This window comes from uncultured Boseongicola sp., from assembly GCF_937988555.1.
In the GTDB taxonomy this organism is placed as follows: Bacteria; Pseudomonadota; Alphaproteobacteria; order Rhodobacterales; family Rhodobacteraceae; genus Boseongicola.
Genome location: NZ_CALJXO010000164.1, coordinates 1 through 18,139 on the forward strand (window position 1 = coordinate 1; position 18,139 = coordinate 18,139).

18 protein-coding genes and 2 tRNA genes are annotated in these 18,139 nt (G+C 57.4%); 14 read left to right on the forward strand and 6 right to left on the reverse strand.

From position 1 onward, the window contains the following. Nucleotides 1-65 precede the first annotated feature (65 nt). From Q1B15_RS08860 to Q1B15_RS08895, 8 genes are all read left to right on the forward strand, one after another. Nucleotides 66-377, forward strand: a complete 312-nt coding sequence (locus Q1B15_RS08860; RefSeq protein ID WP_299753150.1) for a heavy metal-binding domain-containing protein — start codon at nucleotides 66-68, stop codon at nucleotides 375-377. A 149-nt stretch (nucleotides 378-526) separates the two neighbouring features. After that, nucleotides 527-1,069, forward strand: coding sequence for a hypothetical protein (locus Q1B15_RS08865; protein WP_299753120.1), 543 nt, complete (start codon nucleotides 527-529; stop codon nucleotides 1,067-1,069). Nucleotides 1,070-1,148: 79 nt separating this feature from the next. Continuing rightward, nucleotides 1,149-1,904 (forward strand): Fe-S cluster assembly ATPase SufC, encoded by a 756-nt coding sequence (sufC, locus tag Q1B15_RS08870; protein ID WP_299753122.1) that lies wholly within the window; start codon nucleotides 1,149-1,151, stop codon nucleotides 1,902-1,904. Further along, nucleotides 1,904-3,193, forward strand: coding sequence for a Fe-S cluster assembly protein SufD (gene sufD, locus Q1B15_RS08875; protein WP_299753124.1), 1,290 nt, complete (start codon nucleotides 1,904-1,906; stop codon nucleotides 3,191-3,193). The genes sufC and sufD overlap by 1 nt, the downstream gene beginning before the upstream one ends. A gap of 13 nt (nucleotides 3,194-3,206) precedes the next feature. After that, a complete protein-coding gene (locus Q1B15_RS08880) occupies nucleotides 3,207-3,707 on the forward strand; it encodes a YIP1 family protein (protein WP_299753126.1) in 501 nt (166 codons plus the stop codon). Between the two features lie 3 nt (nucleotides 3,708-3,710). Then, nucleotides 3,711-4,286: a hypothetical protein gene (locus Q1B15_RS08885; RefSeq protein ID WP_299753128.1), complete on the forward strand. Its 576-nt coding sequence runs from the start codon at nucleotides 3,711-3,713 to the stop codon at nucleotides 4,284-4,286. Further along, entirely contained in the window at nucleotides 4,286-5,506 is a 1,221-nt protein-coding gene (locus tag Q1B15_RS08890) for a cysteine desulfurase (protein ID WP_299753130.1), read from the forward strand. Before Q1B15_RS08885 ends, Q1B15_RS08890 begins: the two co-directional genes overlap by 1 nt. Nucleotides 5,507-5,578: 72 nt before the next feature. After that, nucleotides 5,579-5,655 (forward strand) — tRNA-Arg (locus Q1B15_RS08895). Nucleotides 5,656-5,952: 297 nt separating this feature from the next. Here the strand turns inward: Q1B15_RS08895 and Q1B15_RS08900 are convergent. After that, nucleotides 5,953-7,548, reverse strand: a complete 1,596-nt coding sequence (locus tag Q1B15_RS08900) for a GMC family oxidoreductase N-terminal domain-containing protein (RefSeq protein WP_299753152.1) — start codon at nucleotides 7,546-7,548, stop codon at nucleotides 5,953-5,955. Between the two features lie 161 nt (nucleotides 7,549-7,709). Between Q1B15_RS08900 and Q1B15_RS08905 the strand changes: the two genes are divergently transcribed. Continuing rightward, complete coding sequence (locus Q1B15_RS08905; RefSeq protein WP_299753132.1) at nucleotides 7,710-7,946, forward strand: hypothetical protein; 237 nt, start codon at nucleotides 7,710-7,712, stop codon at nucleotides 7,944-7,946. 284 nt (nucleotides 7,947-8,230) lie between these two features. Further along, on the forward strand, nucleotides 8,231-10,153 hold the full coding sequence (locus Q1B15_RS08910) for an acyl CoA:acetate/3-ketoacid CoA transferase (RefSeq protein ID WP_299753134.1): 1,923 nt from the start codon (nucleotides 8,231-8,233) through the stop codon (nucleotides 10,151-10,153). Nucleotides 10,154-10,192: 39 nt separating this feature from the next. Here Q1B15_RS08910 and trpE read toward each other — a convergent pair whose 3' ends face one another. The 5 genes from trpE to fabI all read right to left on the reverse strand — a co-directional run bounded on the left by trpE (nucleotide 10,193) and on the right by fabI (nucleotide 16,102). Then, a complete protein-coding gene (trpE, locus tag Q1B15_RS08915; RefSeq protein ID WP_299753136.1) occupies nucleotides 10,193-11,704 on the reverse strand; it encodes an anthranilate synthase component I in 1,512 nt (503 codons plus the stop codon). Beyond that, nucleotides 11,704-13,545, reverse strand: a complete 1,842-nt coding sequence (locus Q1B15_RS08920) for a peptidylprolyl isomerase (RefSeq protein ID WP_299753138.1) — start codon at nucleotides 13,543-13,545, stop codon at nucleotides 11,704-11,706. The genes trpE and Q1B15_RS08920 overlap by 1 nt, the downstream gene beginning before the upstream one ends. A gap of 69 nt (nucleotides 13,546-13,614) precedes the next feature. Then, the gene (locus Q1B15_RS08925) at nucleotides 13,615-14,787 is read right to left on the reverse strand and encodes an aminotransferase (RefSeq protein WP_299753140.1); all 1,173 of its coding nucleotides are present in this window, start codon (nucleotides 14,785-14,787) and stop codon (nucleotides 13,615-13,617) included. After that, nucleotides 14,787-15,290, reverse strand: a complete 504-nt coding sequence (gpt, locus tag Q1B15_RS08930; RefSeq protein WP_299753142.1) for a xanthine phosphoribosyltransferase — start codon at nucleotides 15,288-15,290, stop codon at nucleotides 14,787-14,789. Before gpt ends, Q1B15_RS08925 begins: the two co-directional genes overlap by 1 nt. After that, nucleotides 15,287-16,102, reverse strand: coding sequence for an enoyl-ACP reductase FabI (gene fabI / locus Q1B15_RS08935; RefSeq protein WP_299753144.1), 816 nt, complete (start codon nucleotides 16,100-16,102; stop codon nucleotides 15,287-15,289). The genes gpt and fabI overlap by 4 nt, the downstream gene beginning before the upstream one ends. 76 nt (nucleotides 16,103-16,178) lie before the next feature. Between fabI and pdxH the strand changes: the two genes are divergently transcribed. From pdxH to Q1B15_RS08955, 4 genes are all read left to right on the forward strand, one after another. Further along, on the forward strand, nucleotides 16,179-16,784 hold the full coding sequence (gene pdxH / locus Q1B15_RS08940; protein WP_299753146.1) for a pyridoxamine 5'-phosphate oxidase: 606 nt from the start codon (nucleotides 16,179-16,181) through the stop codon (nucleotides 16,782-16,784). 113 nt (nucleotides 16,785-16,897) lie between these two features. Further along, a complete protein-coding gene (locus tag Q1B15_RS08945) occupies nucleotides 16,898-17,431 on the forward strand; it encodes a cold-shock protein (RefSeq protein ID WP_299753148.1) in 534 nt (177 codons plus the stop codon). A 32-nt stretch (nucleotides 17,432-17,463) separates the two neighbouring features. Then, nucleotides 17,464-17,904 (forward strand): DUF192 domain-containing protein, encoded by a 441-nt coding sequence (locus Q1B15_RS08950; RefSeq protein WP_299753154.1) that lies wholly within the window; start codon nucleotides 17,464-17,466, stop codon nucleotides 17,902-17,904. A gap of 51 nt (nucleotides 17,905-17,955) precedes the next feature. Next, nucleotides 17,956-18,032: transfer RNA gene (locus Q1B15_RS08955), tRNA-Pro, on the forward strand. Nucleotides 18,033-18,139: the final 107 nt, after the last annotated feature.

The window sequence follows — 18,139 nt, forward strand, 5'->3', positions numbered from 1 at the left end:
AGCGTGTTTGCGCAGACCGTCCTCAACCGCTGGAAAAAGAAACGACCCCTTGGGGAGAGAAGAATATGATCGTTACGACTACGTCCTCGCTCAACGGCCACGAAATCAAGGACTACTGCGGTGTCGTGGTTGGCGAAGCTATCCGTGGTGCCAACGTCTTTCGCGATCTCTTTGATCAGATCACCGACATCGTCGGTGGTCGCTCGGGCGCCTATGAGCACGAGCTTGGCAAAGTCCGCAATAAAGCCCTGCGCGAGTTGGAAGAACACGCCACGGAAAAAGGCGCTAACGTCGTCGTCGGCGCCGATTTCGACTACGAGGTCATCAACAAAATGCTGATGGTCTCGACCAGTGGCACGGCGGTGGTGATCGACTGATATGTCGCGGTTTTTGCATCATACCCCTGCGTTTCCCGTCAAAACCTATGGTTTTTCGGCGAAAAGCGGCCAATTCTCCTTAAGGTTGCCCTTCTTTGGTCACGAAGCGTTGGTTTTGTCCCCATCAAGCACTCAAGGGGATGCAACACATGGGAACGGCGCAAGCTACACATCAGACGTTCGAAGATCGTCTCAACCGGATCAACAAGGGCGCGGCCAATACGATGGGCGAAGTCCATATTGGTCCGCGCGACGAGGAAACTGCGCGCGCGGGCAAGGCAACCAATACGGTGCGCATGAAGTCCAGGAAGAAAAAGGTCAAAGTGGGCGAGGGATCAAATCTGGTTCTGGTTCCCGTGGCCATCGTCATCGGCGGTTTGTCGGTCTTCGCAGGGCAAGCGGCGGCTTTCCACTTCTTTCAGGACGGCGGCTTGATGCCGGTGACGCTTCCCGAAGCGATCGGAATGGTCGAACCGTATCTCATCCACGCACATCTGGTGATCGGCGGTCTCCTGGCGTTGATCTTCACTTGGACGTTTGGCTTCAACGGCACGCTTCGCAAGCTGGCGGTTGTCGCGGGCTTTGGTGCCATGTTGTTTGGACAGGCTCAGATGATGGAGCGATTTCCAGGCATTTATGCCAATTTCTTTTCCGAGGCCTACGTGGCTCAGACCTTAGACAAGACCGTCTAACCACAACTCACACACACCTAACCCATTTTGGGGCCCGCCTTTTAGGCGGAGCCTCTTTTCCTGTTGCACGAGGCGAAAAATGTTAAAAATCAATAACCTGCACGTCAAACTTGAAGAAGAAGAAAAGATCATCCTGAAGGGCGTAAACCTGGAAGTGCCAGCTGGCAAAGTTCACGCGATCATGGGTCCGAACGGCTCTGGAAAGTCGACGCTAAGCTACGTTCTGTCGGGGCGTGACGGCTACGAAGTGACGGCTGGTTCGGCCACGCTGCAAGGTCAGGAAATTCTCGAGCTTGACCCCGAAGAGCGCGCCTCAGCAGGCCTTTTTCTAGCGTTCCAGTACCCGGTGGAAATCCCCGGCGTCGGCAACATGACGTTCCTGCGCACGGCCTTGAATTCACAACGAAAAGCACGCGGGGAAGACGAACTAAGCGCTGCCGACTTCCTCAAGTTGATCCGCGAGAAGGCCAAGTCCCTGAAAATTGACGCCGACATGCTGAAACGCCCGGTCAACGTGGGCTTCTCGGGCGGCGAGACAAAGCGTAACGAAATCCTGCAGATGGCGATTCTTGAGCCGAAGATGTGCATCCTCGACGAGACCGACTCGGGCCTCGACGTCGACGCAATGAAGCTTGTCGCAGATGGCGTAAACGCGCTGCGCGCTGAAGGTCGGTCGTTTCTTGTGATTACCCACTACCAACGCCTTCTCGACCACATCAAACCAGACGTCGTCCACATTATGGCGGACGGCCGTATCGTAAAAACTGGCGGTCCGGAGCTTGCGCTTGAAGTAGAAAACAACGGTTACGCCGACATCTTTGCGGAGGTTGCGTAATGGCTCTGCCGCAGGCAAAAACCGACGCTACCGAGGCACGGCTTGCGCATCTTCAGATGCCCGACGGCGCGGGTTGGGCAAATGATGCGCGCGCCGATGCGCTTTCGCGATTGCGTGCCATGGGTCTTCCGGGCGCACGCGACGAATACTGGCGGTTTACACGGCCCGATGCCTTGAACGCGCCAGTTGCGCCCGGCGCGGCAGTTTTTGACGCCAAGGAAACGGCTCTGTTCAGCGATATCGACCGGCTACGCATTGTTTTTCGCGATGGCGTCTTTGACGCCGAAGCGTCCGACGACTTCAGCCACGAAAACCTCGCAATCGAGCGGCTTTCCGATGCGACCGCCAAAGATATCCACTGGGCCAAAGACCTCTATGGCGTGCTGGAAACCCGTGGCCAAACTCCGGTAAAACGCCCCTTCGCAGCGTTGAACACGGCGTTTGCCACCGACGGGGTTGTTGTACGCGCAACGGGCAAAGTGTCCAAGCCGGTCTCGTTTGTGTATCTCCACGAGAACCCAAACAGCGACGCGATCCTGCATTTCGTCGTGCGGGTAGAAGAGGGCGCCGAGCTTACAATTCTTGAAAACGGTCCCGCCGCCGCGCGTTTTAACAAATGCATGGAAGTCGAGATCGCAGACCGCGCCACCTTCCACCACGTCCGCGCACAAGGCCGCGATCACGAGCGACTTGCGATAACGCATTTGTTTGCGCGCCTTGGCGAGGAAAGCACGTTCAAATCCTTCACCTTGACTGCAAATGGCCGCCTGACCCGAAACGAGGCCGTTATCGAAGTGAACGGTGACAACGCCACCGCCCATATCGCGGGCGCGGCCGTCGGCGACGGTGATTTTCACCACGACGACACGGTCTTCATCACCCACGACGCGGTGAATTGCGAAAGCCGTCAGGTGTTCAAAAAGGTGCTTCGTAACGGCGCGGTTGGTGCGTTTCAGGGCAAAATCCTCGTTAAAGCCGGTGCGCAAAAGACCGATGGCTACCAGATTAGCCAGGCGCTTTTGCTCGACGGTGATGCAGAGTTCCTCGCCAAACCCGAGCTTGAGATCTACGCCGACGATGTGGCCTGTTCGCATGGCTCCACCACCGGTGCGATCGACGAAGAGGCGCTGTTTTATCTGCGTTCACGCGGTGTCCCAAGTAGCGAAGCCCAGGACCTTCTGGTGCTCTCGTTTCTCACTGAAGCCATCGACGAGATCGATGACAAAGCAATCTCCGCCGATATTCTTAGCCGACTTGAGGGCTGGCTGCATCGCCGCCGGAGATCGTGAAAGGCCAATCTGAGTGAGTGTTGCCCTTGATATCGTCCGCACCTATCGAGCCCCGCGCGAAGTGCTGCGGCGTCGCATCGGCGCAAGCGAGCGGGAAGATCGCGCACTTGCGATCCTTATGGGCGCTTGCTTTTTAATCTTCATCGCGCAATGGCCGCGCTTGTCGCGCGAGGCATTCCTGAGCGACGCGGTCGCGTTGGACGGATTGATGGCGGGTGCGCTGTTCGGTTGGGTGATCATCGCGCCGCTGTTCTTTTACACAGTTGCGCTGCTTGTCCATTGGATTCTGAAGGCACTGGGGCGGGCATCCACTGGCTATATGTCGCGCGTTGCGCTGTTCTGGGCGCTGCTTGCCGCGGCCCCGATGTGGCTTATGTCCGGTTTGATGACAGGATTTATCGGCGAAAGTCTGGGCACTTCGATGCTTGCGGTGGTTGCCCTTGGATCGTTTGTGGTGTTTTGGGCTTCCGGAGTGATTGAAATTGCCAAACGACCCGTGCCCGAACAGGAATAAATGATGCTGAACACGTTCTTTCCAATCGCGTTGCAAGCCCTGCGCGAACCGCGCGAAGCGGCCAGCACGTTGATGTCCTTGGGCGTGCCTGTGGTCGCGCTTTGGCCAGCGTTTGGAGCACTTGTGTGCCTTTCGGTGATCCTGTCTTTCTTAAGCGGCGGGCTGGAACAAACCGCCGGGCAGGCCGCCCTTGGGCCGCTGGTTCTTGCAATCACTTCGGCAGTTGCCGGCGCCGCATCGGTCTTTCTTGTCTGGAAAGTCGGCGCTGCAATGGGCGGCAAGGGCCGCTTTGAAGAAGCGCTGCTGCTTACTGTTTTCCTGCAAGGCCTCATTTTCGCAGGCCAGTTGGTCGAGTTTCTTCTGTTCCTTTTCGTTCCGCCTTTGTCGGGGCTGTTTTCTCTGGCGATCATCCTTCTCACGTTCTGGATCAACCTGAATTTCATTGCAGCGCTGCACGGATTTGCCTCGCTTTGGAAATCCTTCGGCGTACTTCTTTTCGCGTCACTTGGTGTGGCGTTGATCCTGATCTTTCTGATGTCGCTGCTTGGCGTACAATTCATGGCCGGAGGACTGGCGTAATGTATGACGTCGAAACCATTCGCAAAGACTTCCCTATCCTTTCGCGGGAAGTGAACGGCAAGCCGTTGGTCTATCTCGACAACGGCGCTTCGGCGCAAAAGCCAAGCGTCGTGATCGACGCAATCACCAATGCCTACGCTCATGAATACTCAAATGTTCACAGGGGTTTGCACTACCTTTCCAACGTTGCCACGGAAAAATACGAAGCCGTACGCGGCACCGTTCAGCGCTTCCTGAATGCTGCCTCCGAGAACGAGATCGTCATGAACTCCGGCACCACCGAGGGCATAAATCTCATCGCTTACAGCTGGGCTATGCCCCGCATGGAAGCGGGCGATGAGATCATCCTGTCGGTAATGGAACACCACGCTAATATCGTTCCCTGGCATTTTCTGCGCGAACGCCAGGGTGTGAAACTGGTCTGGGTCGACGTCGATGAAACCGGTGGGCTGGACCCGCAAAAAGTCCTCGACGCGATCACGCCGAAGACGAAACTCATTGCCGTTACGCATCTGTCCAACGTGCTTGGCAGCCGCGTTGACGTGAAAACCATCACGGCAGGCGCGCATGCAAAAGGTGTGCCCGTGTTGGTCGACGGCTCCCAGGCTGCTGTCCACATGCCCGTCGACGTTCAGGACATCGGCTGCGACTTCTATGCGATCACTGGGCATAAGCTCTACGGTCCGTCTGGCTCAGGTGCGATCTACATCCGCGCCGACAGACAGGCTGAAATGCGCCCATTTATGGGCGGCGGGGACATGATCCGCGAAGTCCACAAGGACGCGATCACGTGGAACGATCCGCCGATGAAATTTGAGGCGGGCACGCCCGGTATCGTCCAGCAAATCGGCCTTGGCGTGGCACTTCACTATATGATGGACCTTGGCATGGCGAACATCGCGGCCTACGAGAACACTTTGCGCGACTATACACGCACCCGTCTTGACGGCTTGAACTGGCTGAACGTTCAGGGCACGACCCAAGACAAAGCCGCAATCTTCTCGTTTACGATGACGGGGGCCGCTCATGCGCACGACATTTCCACGGTGCTCGACAAAAAAGGCGTCGCCGTCAGGGCAGGGCAGCATTGCGTCGGCCCCTTGATGGATTACCTCGGGGTCAGCGCCACGTGTCGCGCAAGTTTTGGCCTTTATAATACCGAGGCCGAGGTCGACACGTTGATAGATGCGCTTGAGCTTTGCCATGAACTTTTCGACTAGGCCACCGAGCTTGTCCCTGCGAGCAATTCCTTTATTGCAGAGCCGAGATCACCTGAGTATACGCCGCTCTAGGCACCCGTAGCTCAGCTGGATAGAGCGCTGCCCTCCGAAGGCAGAGGCCTCGCGTTCGAATCGCGACGGGTGCACCATAAAATCAACGACTTAGAAGATTTCAACTGGGTCCGTTTGGTCTTGTGGTTCATTTTTGGATAATTCGGGACCTACGACTTCGATAGTGTTTTCTGACCGCAGATTCAGGCCCTGTACCCCTATCCCCCTTTTTATTTGATCTCAGTGTGCGTGCATAGGGGGCGCGGGTTTCCAAACTGGGTAACATTAAAGGTTCATTCGCCGCGTTATTTGCCCATCACTGAAATCAGAAAGCGCAAGACATCAACTCCGTACCGCTTTCAGGCTACAGAGAAATCCCGCCCGCACCTTTTGCGTTAACTTCGGGCTACGATCAAATCCGATGCCTTTTCGCCAATCATGATCGCAGGCGCATTGGTGTTGCCGGACACGATCTCCGGCATGATCGAACAATCCGCGACCCGCAGACCCTTGATGCCATGCACGTTCAGGGCGGCGTCCACGACAGCATCGGTGCCCGAACCCATCTTACAGGTGCCCGCCGGGTGGTAAATCGACACGCTGTTGTTGCGCGCCCAATCCAAAGTGCCGTCGTAGTCGTCCATGCCAAGCGATTGATCAGGGCGGAATTCCTCGGCGATCATCGAGCTTAGCGGAGCCAGACGTGCAATGCGCCGCGCGATATTTACGCCCTCAACAAGAGTCCGGCAATCGGTCTCGGTCGCCAGATACCGTGGATGAATTTTCGGATAGGATCTGGGCGAGGGCCCATCAAGCCTGATCTCGCCTCGGCTTTCGGGACGCAGCTGACACACCGACATTGTGAAAGCCGAAAACGGATGCACGCCTTCGCCGGGACTGTCGGCAGACCAGGGTTGCACGTGGAATTGGATATCCGGCGTTGCCGCATCGTCGTGCGTTTTAAGAAACCCGGTCGCCAAAGACGCGGCCATCGTCATCGGCCCCGAACGGAACATCGCGTACTTCAAGGCGATCCGCGCCTGATTGAACAAGGATCGTACCTCGTCATTCAGCGTGGGTTCGTTGCACTTGAACACAAGCCGCGCCTGTAGGTGGTCTTGCAAGTTCTTGCCCACGCCCGGCAAATGGTGCGCTGGCTCGACACCGTTTTCCTTCAGGTGTTCGGCGTCGCCGATCCCCGAAAGCATCAGGATTTGCGGCGAATTGATTGACCCGCCCGACAACACAATCTCGCGTCGCGCCGTGACGATTTGTTCGCTGCCGCTTGCATCGCGATACGACACGCTGACCGCACACTTGTTCTCGATGTTTACCTTGGAGACCAGCGCCTTCGTCACGACCTTCAGATTAGTGCGGCTGCGGATCGGCTTCAGATATGCCACTGCGGCACTGCACCGGCGGCCGTTTTTCGTGGTCAGCTGGAAATACCCGACGCCTTCCTGTGTCCTGCCGTTATAGTCGGGATTGAAAGGATAGCCCGCAGCTTGCGCAGCCGCGACCCAGGCATCACAGATGGGACGCTGAATCCGCATGTCTGAGACGGCGAGGGGGCCTTCGTCCCCGTGGAACTCATCCGCGCCGCGCTCGTTCGCCTCGGCGCGCTTGAACAATGGCAACACATCATCCCAGCCCCAGCCGGTGTTCCCCATCTGACGCCAGCGATCATAGTCCCCGGCTTGCCCGCGGACGTATAACAATCCGTTCAGCGACGACGACCCCCCCAAAACCTTGCCGCGCGGCCAGTCGATGGACCGCCCATTCAGCCCCGGATCCGGTTCGGTGCGATAACACCAGTCGACCTTCGGATTATGCATAGTCTTGAAATAACCAACGGGGATGTGAATCCAAGGGTTCGTATCGGCAGGACCGGCCTCTAGCAGGACGACTTTCACGTTGGGATCCGCGCTCAAACGATTGGCCACAACACAGCCCGCTGACCCTGCGCCGACGACGACATAATCCGCTTCCATGTGCGTCTTTCCCCTTTTGTTGTAGAAAACACTATACAGACCGACGACCACTTTGGGGATCACTGGATGGGCGAAAAGGACCTCTTTCACGAGGTGTCCGTCTGTGTCCCGCTGATCATTTACGACCCGCGGCTTTAAGCCTATCCCACCCGAGGGCCATCTTGGAAGCCCTCGTCGAAGCCATCGAGCTTGTGCTCACCTTCCTCGACAAAACGGGCGCGCCGCCGGCATATCATCGTCTCGACAGTTGCTCGCTGGAACCGATCTTGCACGGCCAAACCCCCTATGACTGGCGCGACGCTGTCTTCTCGGAAGTCGACTATGCCTTCTTTGCTGCCCGTAAAACACTCGGCACGGACCCATCCAGATTCTGCGTCAATATGATCCGCAAAAGTTAACAGAAATACGTCCATTTCCCCGCCTGGCCTCTGCAGCTTTTCGACCTTCGATCTGACCCAAAGGAGTCTCACGAGCTTGGCCGATCTCCCGACCATAACGACGCCCGCTGCGAAAGGTGCGACCACCTCACGATCCGGCTTTTACGGCGCAAAAATCGCACCACGATCACCAAAGAACAGCCTTTGAAAGCCCGTGATGGAAAGGAGGTGATCTGCCTTATGATCGGTAAATGGGCCCCGACACGCAACTAGACCGAACCGCGGCGCGCGCCTAAGATGCCTCTATGCTCAATAAAGTCGTCTCCCCTTCCGAAGCCGCCGCCCTGATCAAAGACGGGGATGTCATCACAACCTCTGGCTTCGTTGGAATAGGTGTTCCCGACGAACTTCTCCGCGCCATTGAGGACCGCTTTGTTGAAACCCAAAGCCCGCGCGATCTGACGCTGTTCTTCGCTGCGGGGCAGGGCGACGGCAAAGACCGCGGTCTCAATCGCCTCGGTCACGAGGGCCTTTTGAAACGAGTCATCGGCGGCCACTGGGGGTTGATCCCCAAAGTCGCGGCACTCGCCGTTGATGGCAAAATCGAGGGCTGGAACCTGCCACAAGGCTGCATAAGCCAGCTTTACCGTGACATTGCGGCCGGCAGGCCGGGAATGCTCTCAAAGGTTGGGCTTGAGACCTTTGTCGACCCAAGAAACGGGGGCGGTGCCATAAATGATATATCAACAGAACCTCAACTGAAATTAATTGAGATTGACGGCGAAGAGGTTCTTTTTTACCCGGCCCAACGCCTGACGGTCGCGCTTCTGCGCGGCACGACAGCCGACCAGGCTGGCAATATCACGATGGAGCGCGAAGCGCTTATAATCGACAATCTTGCCCAGGCGATGGCCGTGAAAAACGCAGGCGGCGTCGTCATCGTGCAAGTCGAACGGATCGCACGCAATAAATCCCTTCTTGCCCGCGATGTGCAAATCCCAGGGATTCTCGTGGATGCCGTCGTGGTCTCAAAGCCCGAAAATCACCTTCAAACCTACGCCACGCCCTTCAACCAAGCCTTCACTAACCGCATCCGTCCGCCCGAAGGCGAAATCCCCCCGATGCCGCTCGATGCTCGCAAGGTCATCGCCCGTCGTTGCGCCTTTGAATTACCGGTCAACGGCGTCGTCAACCTTGGCATCGGTATGCCCGAGGGGGTTGCCTCGGTCGCCGCCGACGAGGGCCTTCTGGAACATCTGACCCTGACCGCGGAGCCGGGCGTCATCGGCGGGCAGCCCGCATCCGGCCTCGATTTTGGTGCGGCGGTGAACACCGATGCGGTCATCCCGCAAAACAACCAGTTCGATTTCTATGATGGCGGGGGTCTCGATATGGCCTGCCTTGGCCTCGCCCAAGCCGACCAGTACGGCAACGTTAACGTCTCGCGCTTCGGCCCGCGTCTTGCAGGGGCAGGGGGCTTCATTAATATTTCTCAGAATGCCCGCGCCCTCGTCTTTGCGGGCACCTTCACCGCATCGGGTTTGAAAATCGCGGTCGAGAACGGCGGATTAACAATCCTGAACGAAGGGGCGCACCGAAAATTCTTACCTGATGTCGAGCAGGTCACCTTTTCGGGAACGCGTGCCGCACGCCTTGGCCAGCCCGTGATCTACGTGACGGAACGCTGTGTGTTCGAACTAACCCCCAATGGTTTGAAGCTCACCGAGATTGCCCCGGGCATTGATCTGGATCGCGACATACTCGCATTGATGGAGACGCCCCCGATTATCGAAGACCTGGCGCTTATGGACGCGCGTATTTTCCAGTTAGCCGAGATGGATCTCCGCGTCGATCTCCTCCATCTTGATCTACCGATGCGCGTGGCCCTGGACACCACGCAAAATCGGCTGTTCTTAAACTTTGAGAAGATGCGCATCAAAAGCGAAGCCGACGTCAAACTAGTCTGTGAGGCGGTTGAAGGCGTTTGCGCACGACATCCGCAACGCGTTGATGTCATTGTGAATTACGATGACTGCCGCATCGGGGACGATGTGGTGAACGCATGGGCGCGTATGGTCACAACCTTGGAGAAAAAGTACTATAATAAGATAACTCGTTACGCAGGGTCTGCCTTTATGCGCCTGAAGCTTTCCGAGGCTTTTCCAGCGCACCGCCTCCACATCTTTGAGACGAGATCACAAGCCAGCCGCTATCTTGAAGGCGATTAACGAAGATTAATTCGCACAACGGGCAAAGCCCCAATCGGTTTAGTGATTTCCGCCGCGTTCGAACCGCCCCGCATCCTCGGCGGCTTTGCGAATGGCGCGGCTTTTATTAACCGTTTCCTCGTATTCGGCTTCCGGATCGCTGTCCCAAACAACACCGCCACCGGCCTGCACGTACAAGGTCTCGTCCTTCAAAACGGCCGTGCGCAAAGCGATACACATGTCCATGTCGCCGCCCGCCGAGAAATATCCGACGCCGCCGCCATAAACACCGCGTTTTTCGGGTTCCAACTCGTCGATAATTTCCATCGCACGCACCTTCGGGGCGCCTGAAACCGTCCCCGCCGGCAAACCTGCAAGCAATGCCGACAAAGCGTCTTCGTCCTCGCGCAATTCTCCTACCACGTTCGACACAATGTGCATGACATGGGAATAGTGCTCAACGATGAACTCTTCTGTGGGCCGCACTGTACCGATCTTTGCCACCCGACCCACATCGTTGCGGCCTAAATCCAACAGCATCAGATGCTCGGCCAATTCTTTCTCGTCGCCCATCAGATCGGCCTCATAGGCGCGATCCTCCTCCGGCGTAACACCCCGTGGCCGCGTACCAGCGATTGGACGCACCGTGACTTCGCCGTCAAACACCCGCACCAAAATTTCCGGAGACGCCCCGATCACCTGAAAGCCGCCAAAGTCGAAATGGAACATGAACGGCGAGGGGTTCGTGCGTCGCAATGACCGATAGAGCGAAAAAGGTGCTAGGGGAAAAGGTTGTGACCAGCGTTGCGATGGCACGACCTGAAAAATGTCGCCTGCCTGAATATACTCGCGCGCCTTCTCGACGGCCGCTAAATAATCCGCCTTCGCGAAATTTGAGACCGGGTCAGGCGCTGCAAATTCTTCGCCAAGATCGCGGTCCGCGCTTGGCACCGCGCGCTCCATATCGCGCACCGCGTCCATCACCCGTTCCGCGGCTTGCGCATATGCAGCCCGTGCGTTTTGCCCCGATGATATCCAAGCAGGTGCACATACAATCACTTCGCCCTTTACGCCATCCAGCACAGCAACCACGGAAGGTCGCAACATGATCGCGTCGGGCACACCTAAAACATCCGGGTTAACATTGGGTAAATGCTCGACCAGACGGATCATATCATAGCCGAGATAGCCAAAAATCCCCGCCGATGCGCCGGGCAGTCCAGCAGGCAATTCAATCCGGCTTTCTGCAATCAGGGATCGCAACGATGCAAGCGGATCAGCCGATTCATCAACAAATGCGCTACGATCAAACCGCGCGTTGCGATTAATCCGCGCGGTTGCCCCATGGCACTCCCAGATTAAATCCGGCTTCATGCCAATGATCGAATAGCGCCCCCGCACCTCACCGCCTGTGACCGATTCAAGTACGAACGCATCCGCCTTCGCACCCGTCAACTTCAGCATCAATGACACCGGAGTATCCAAATCCGCCGCCAGCCGCGTGTAGACCAATTGGTTCTCGCCCACATCATAGCTGCGAGCGAAATCGTCATAAGAAGGGGACAGGCCCATCAGTACGATTGCGAGGTAACGGCCGTGATTGCGGCCTGATTGATATAGACCTCTGTCTCGCTCAGCACCGATTGGGTAAAGGCGGTTAAAAGGCTTTGGGACAACTCGCGCGCGGTCTCCTGACCGAACTGCGTCACTACCAATTGCGCTTCCGGCGAGCTTGGATCGGGCACTGCAATGCGATCAAGCCGCACCAGCCATGCTTCACCGGCCTCCGAAAGAACACGCACTTCGCCTTCGTCCATATCAAACACCTGATCGGTAAAATCTGGAGGTGTTCCATCCACAAACCCTGACCGTTCCAAGGCACGATCTGTCTCAAGCGCAAGCCCCAAACCAGCCATCTCGGCCCCACCGTTCAACCGGACGGCATAGGCTTCGGCCTGCGCCGTCAAAGCGGCCTCGGCCTCGGCTGCGTCCCAGGCATCGACCACAGCGCCGCGCACCGTTTCGAAGTCGCGCAATTCTGGCGCCCGGATGTCTTCCAGCGTCAGAACGAAAATGCCGCCATCTTCCAATTCGTTCACTTCGGCAAAAGCGCCAACCTGTGCAGTCGCAGCCGCCAGCCGGAACGCGTCATAGGCCGCAATCCCGTCGGCGACATCGTCGCGCCAGTCAATCGAGCCGACCTGCATGTCTGTGCGTTCGGCCAACTGATCAACACTCGCGCCACCGGCAATCAGGTCCTCGACCTGCGCTTGTCCTTCAAGAATGATCCGCCGCGCACGGTCCGCCGCTGCCTCGTCCGCCAATTCGGCGCGCGCCTCGTCAAACGTGGTTTCCTGCGCTGTCAGAATTGCATTCATCCGGAACAATGCCGGCCCAAGTGATGACGGCAAAGGCCCAACCACGTCTGGTCCATCAAGGGCGAACAACGCTTCGCCGGCCGCTTCAAGCTCGCCCGCCTCAACCTCGCCAAGGTCCACGTCATCAAGCGACAATCCGCGCTCGTCGACCAGGGCATCAAACGTGACCTCTCCATCGTCAAGGCGGGCTTTCGCATCATCGGCTTCGGTTTGCGACGCAAAGACTAACCGCTCAACCAAGCGTCGCTCGGGCTGAACGTATTCGCTGATTCGGCCGTCATAAATTGTGCGCAACTGGGCGTCGTCTACCTCGATATCGTCCACGATCATATCAGGTGTCAGCCAGGCATAGCTGATCACCCGCGTTTCGCCTTGGGTGAAGCGCTCTGGATTTTCTTGATGAAACGCACGCAAATCGGCGTCCGATGGTTCGGCAAGCGGCGCGTCAAGATCGTCTTGGGTCAGCCGCGCCCATGTTATGTCGCGCTCTTCACGGGCATAGTTGAACAACGTTTGCGTAAAGACGTCCGGCGTGCGAACACCGGATTGAACCGCCGCGCGTAATAGACCACTTGCGATCCCGGTGCGAATTTCGTTTTCGTACTCGCGCACGGTCGCTCCGTTCTGGCGCAGCGCGAGCTCGTAGGTCTGGCGGTCAAATGCGCCTGACAATCCTTGAAAAGCTGGGCTCGCAGCCACCTCGCGTCCGACGTTCTCGTCGCCGATGGACACACCTGCTTCAGCCGTCGCGTTCTGCAAAGCGGCATCGCTGACGACCTGACTAAGGGCCGCGCGATCAAAGCCAAACTCGCGGGCTTGCTGCACGGTCAAAGCCTGACCCGTTACCTGTTGGTAACTACGCATTTGCGCCTGAAGGGTCCGCGCATATGTGTCTACATCCACTTCCGTGTCGCCCACCGTCGCGACGCTGCGAAGCGAGCCGCCAAAGTTCGTCGCGCCAAACCCAGCAAGGCCGGCAACAAGCATCACCATGATGATCCAGACGAAGACGTTTGAGGCTTTTTTCTTAGCCATATGCACGTGTCCTTTTGCAGCGGTCGCGACTACCTACGCGAGCGCTAGAGGCCGTGCAAGACCTGCCCGCTAAAGTGTAAGTGATCCAAGCCGTCGCGCCAGTTCGCCGATCTCGGCCGTGTCGATGTTGGCAAACGCAATCCGCAAAGATTGCAGACCAAGCGCATCCCCCTGCGGCGTAAACATCGTCCCCGGAAGCGCCAGCACAGACGCCTCTGAAACAAGGTGTTTCGCAAGCGCATCAGACGCCATTGGGTAGGGGTGTTTCAGATAAGCAAAATACGCCCCGGCCCCAAGCACTTCCCATCCCGACAGCGTCGACATCTCGCGTTCAACCGCCGCGCGCCGTGCAAGGATTTCCGCGCGTTCCCCGCCCAACCATTGCTTCAGATTCTGCATGCCCCAAAGGGCGGCCATCTGCCCAAGCTGGTTGGCGCAGATCGCAACTGTGTCCAGAAACTTCTCAACTTCCGCCAAACGGGCAGGGGACGTCACCATCGCGCCCACGCGGTGCCCTGTCAGCCGATAGGCCTTCGAGAACGAATAAAGCTGGATCAGCGTGTCGCGCCAATCGCGACAGGTGAAAAGATCATGCGGCGCGCCTTTGCGGGAATGAAAATCGCGGTACGTCTCGTCCACAATCAAAGCAATCCCGCGCGCACGACACAGCTCGAAAAACACGCGCACCAGGCTGGCTGGGTATTCCGCGCCCGTCGGATTGTTCGGTGTCACCAAAACAATCGCTCGCGTTTTGTCCGTGATAAGACCGGCGGCGACCTCGGGGTCGGGCAACATGCCTGCGCCGCAGGGCATCGGCACAGATTGAATGCCCGCCATATCAAGCCACATTTTGTGATTGAAGTACCAGGGTTTTGGAAGAAGAACTTCATCTCCTGTTCCGGCCAGAGTCGAGATCGCAGCTGCAAAAGCCTGATTGCACCCTGACGTGATCGCAACGTCCACGGCATCCACCGATCCGCCGTAGGCATCGGACCAATCCGCCGCCACTTGTTCGCGCAGATCGCCCAGCCCCAAAACCGGCCCGTACAAATGCGCCTGAGGCACATCGACCGCAAATCGCGCAATCGCTTCACGCAAGGCTTGGGGTGGGGGGGCAACCGGAGCAGCCTGCGAGACATTCAGCAAAGGACGGTCAGCCGGGAACGAAATCCCTGAGATCCACCGCCGCGCCTCCATCACAGGAGGTGCCTCGGTTGCCGCCATCGCCGGATGAATACGCATCAGGCCTTGCCGCGGTAGGGCTCAACATATTGCAAAGCCATATCCCACGGAAAGAAAATCCACGTGTCCTGGCTGACACCGGTGATGAAAGTATCCACCATCGGTTCACCCTGCGGCTTTGCGTAAACAGTCGCAAAATGCGCATTCGGATAAAGCTCGCGCACCAACTCTAAGGTCCGCCCGCTATCAACCAAATCATCTACGACCAGAATGCCGGTGCCATCGCCCATCATCTCGGCGTTCGGCGCTTTCAGGACCTTTGCTTCCGATTGCGCCTGATGATCATAGGACTTCACTGAAATCGTATCGACCGTTCTCACGTCCAATTCACGCGCTACGATCATCGCCGGGGCCATTCCGCCCCGTGTGATAGCGACAATTGCTTTCCACGCGCCGTTATCAGGCCCGTGTCCGTCCAACCGCCACGCCAATGCGCGAGAATCGCGGTGGATTTGATCCCAAGAGACGTGAAACCCCTTCTCGTGTGGCAGCTGCTCGGTCATTCTTTGCGCTCCAATGTCATATCTGGAGCCTCAGGGTTCTTCATGCCCACCACATGGTAGCCAGAATCAACGTGATGGATCTCGCCTGTCACCCCACGCCCGAGATCGCTTAGCAAATACAACGCCGAGCCTCCCACATCCTCAATTGAAACATTGCGCCGCATCGGTGAATTCAGCTCGTTCCACTTCAAAATGTAGCGGAAATCACCAATCCCGGACGCCGCAAGCGTTTTGATCGTCCCGGCAGAGATTGCATTACAACGAATGCCATCCTTGCCAAGGTCCTCGGCAATATAACGCACGCTGGCTTCCAGCGCGGCTTTTGCCACACCCATCACATTGTAATGCGGCATGACTTTTTCGGCGCCATAATACGTCATGGTCAACAAAGAGCCGCCATCCGGCATCATTGTACACGCGCGCCGACAAACTGCAGTAAACGAGAACACCGAGATATCCATCGTCATTTTGAAGTTGTCGCGGCTGGTGTCGACATAGCGACCCCGAAGCTCGTTTTTATCAGAAAAACCAATGGCATGGACGACGAAGTCTAACTTTCCCCATCGCTCTTTCAGGTCGTCGAACAACGTATCGATACTGCCACCGTCGCCCACGTCGCAGGGCAGCACAAAGTCTGATCCCAGCGAGGCCGCCAGCGGAATAACCCGCTTTTTCAATGCATCGCCCTGATAGGAAAAAGCAAGCTCTGCGCCCTGTTCAGCCAGAGCCTTCGCAATTCCCCAAGCGATGGATTTATCGTTTGCCAGCCCCATGATGAGGCCGCGTTTACCCGTCATTAACCCTGCGGTCATGGCCTTGTCCCTCAGCCCGTTTACGCTGCGTCGGGTCTATGTCATGAATACCGCCGCATCAAGAGGAGCGCGCGCGATGAGTGAAAGAACCGATATTTTTGAAGGTAGCGACCCTTTCGTCATCATCCGCCGCTGGCAGGAAGAGGCCTGGAAAACCGAACTCAACGACGCCAATGCCATTGCTCTGTCCACCGTCGACCGTGACGGTTTGCCCAACGTGCGGATGGTTCTCTTGAAAGACATCGAAGACGACGCCTTCGTGTTTTATACGAACTACGAAAGCGCGAAAGGCCGAGAGCTGACAGCAACGCCAATGGCCGCCTTTGTGCTTCATTGGAAATCCCTGCGTCGTCAAGTTCGTGTCAGGGGCCACGTCACCCGCGAGGAGGGGGCTCAGGCCGACGCTTATTACAACTCCCGCGCGCTCGAAAGCCGGATCGGGGCTTGGGCGTCCGAGCAATCCCGCCCGCTTAAAAGCCGCGCCACACTAATGGGTGAAGTGGCAAGACAGGGCGCTAAACAAGGCCTTTCGCCGAAAAGGCCGCCGCATTGGGGCGGATTTCGCATCAAACCCGTTGAAATCGAGCTTTGGGCCGACGGCGCCTTCCGGTTGCATGACCGCTTTCGCTATACTCAGGGCGAGGGCATGCGTGGTTGGCAAGCAACGCGGCTGGCACCTTGACGGCATTCGACCAATATCATTCGAAAAAGCGATCTTTATCCTTGCATTAGTGCACGGCCATGGCCCAAACTGATCGCTAATAAGGGCCAAAGGCTCGAGGGATGATGCTAAACATGTCGGAAGCCGAAGAAGAAGGGACGCATGTCTCTGGCACAGTTAAGTGGTTTGACCCGTCTAAGGGTTTCGGTTTTGTCGTGGCCAACGAAGGCGGCCCCGACATTCTGCTCCACGCAAACGTGCTTAGAAATTTCGGACAATCGTCGGTTGCGGATGCGGCCGGGATTGAGGTGATCGTACAGGAAACTGAACGTGGAGTTCAGGCTGTGGAGGTGATCTCGATTTCGCCACCGGTCGGAGAAGAACCCGAAGACGACGACATGAGCAGCGAGATCGCGGAAGCGGTCGATCTGTCGCTGCCGCTTGAACCTGCACGGGTCAAATGGTTCGACAAGGCCAAGGGTTTTGGGTTTGCCAATGTGTTTGGCCGTAACGAAGATGTGTTCCTTCACGTCGAAGTTCTGCGTCGCTCAGGTCTGGCCGATCTTCAACCGGGCGAAGCGGTGTCGCTTCGTGTCGTCGATGGAAAACGCGGACGTATGGCGATGCAGGTCACCAGTTGGGAATCTGCGCTGAAGCCCGACGAGTGACCCGGACATTTCTGTTAAGCATTGTAACCTGCCTGTCCACCGCCGCAGCGCTCCATGCCTCTTGCGTCGATACTCAGGTCGATCTGCGGGGGGACTGGGGGCAGGCGCGCTTTAGCGTCGAAGTCGCTGATGATCCTGCCGAACGCTCACAAGGTCTGATGGATCGCGAAAGAATGGCCCGCAGCGCCGGCATGCTTTTTGTCTATGACAGCCCGCAACGCGTCGCCTTTTGGATGCGCAACACGCTTATCCCGCTTGATATGATTTTCATCGACGCGACAGGCACCGTCGCACGCATCCACGAAAACGCCGTTCCTCTCGACGAGACTGCGATCCATGGCGGCGATGCGATCCAATACGTGCTCGAGATCAACGCGGGCCTCTCATCGCGCCTTGGCATCGACGCAGGCACCGTCCTGCGCCATCCTGCATTCGGTGAAAATGCAGTTTGGGGCTGCAAAGTCGAAAATTAACGCGATTGCAGGATTGCGCCGGTCGAAGAACGCGGCTAATCAGCAAGCCGTCGGGGCGTAGCGCAGCCTGGTAGCGCATCTGTTTTGGGAACAGAGGGTCGGGAGTTCGAATCTCTCCGCCCCGACCACCACCATCAAATCGTGAAATTCACCCACTACATGTGGGGGAGTCTCAGTTTGCAGCACCAGGTCCGCTGTTGACCGCGACCTTCGCGCCACATTTGCATTAACCGTT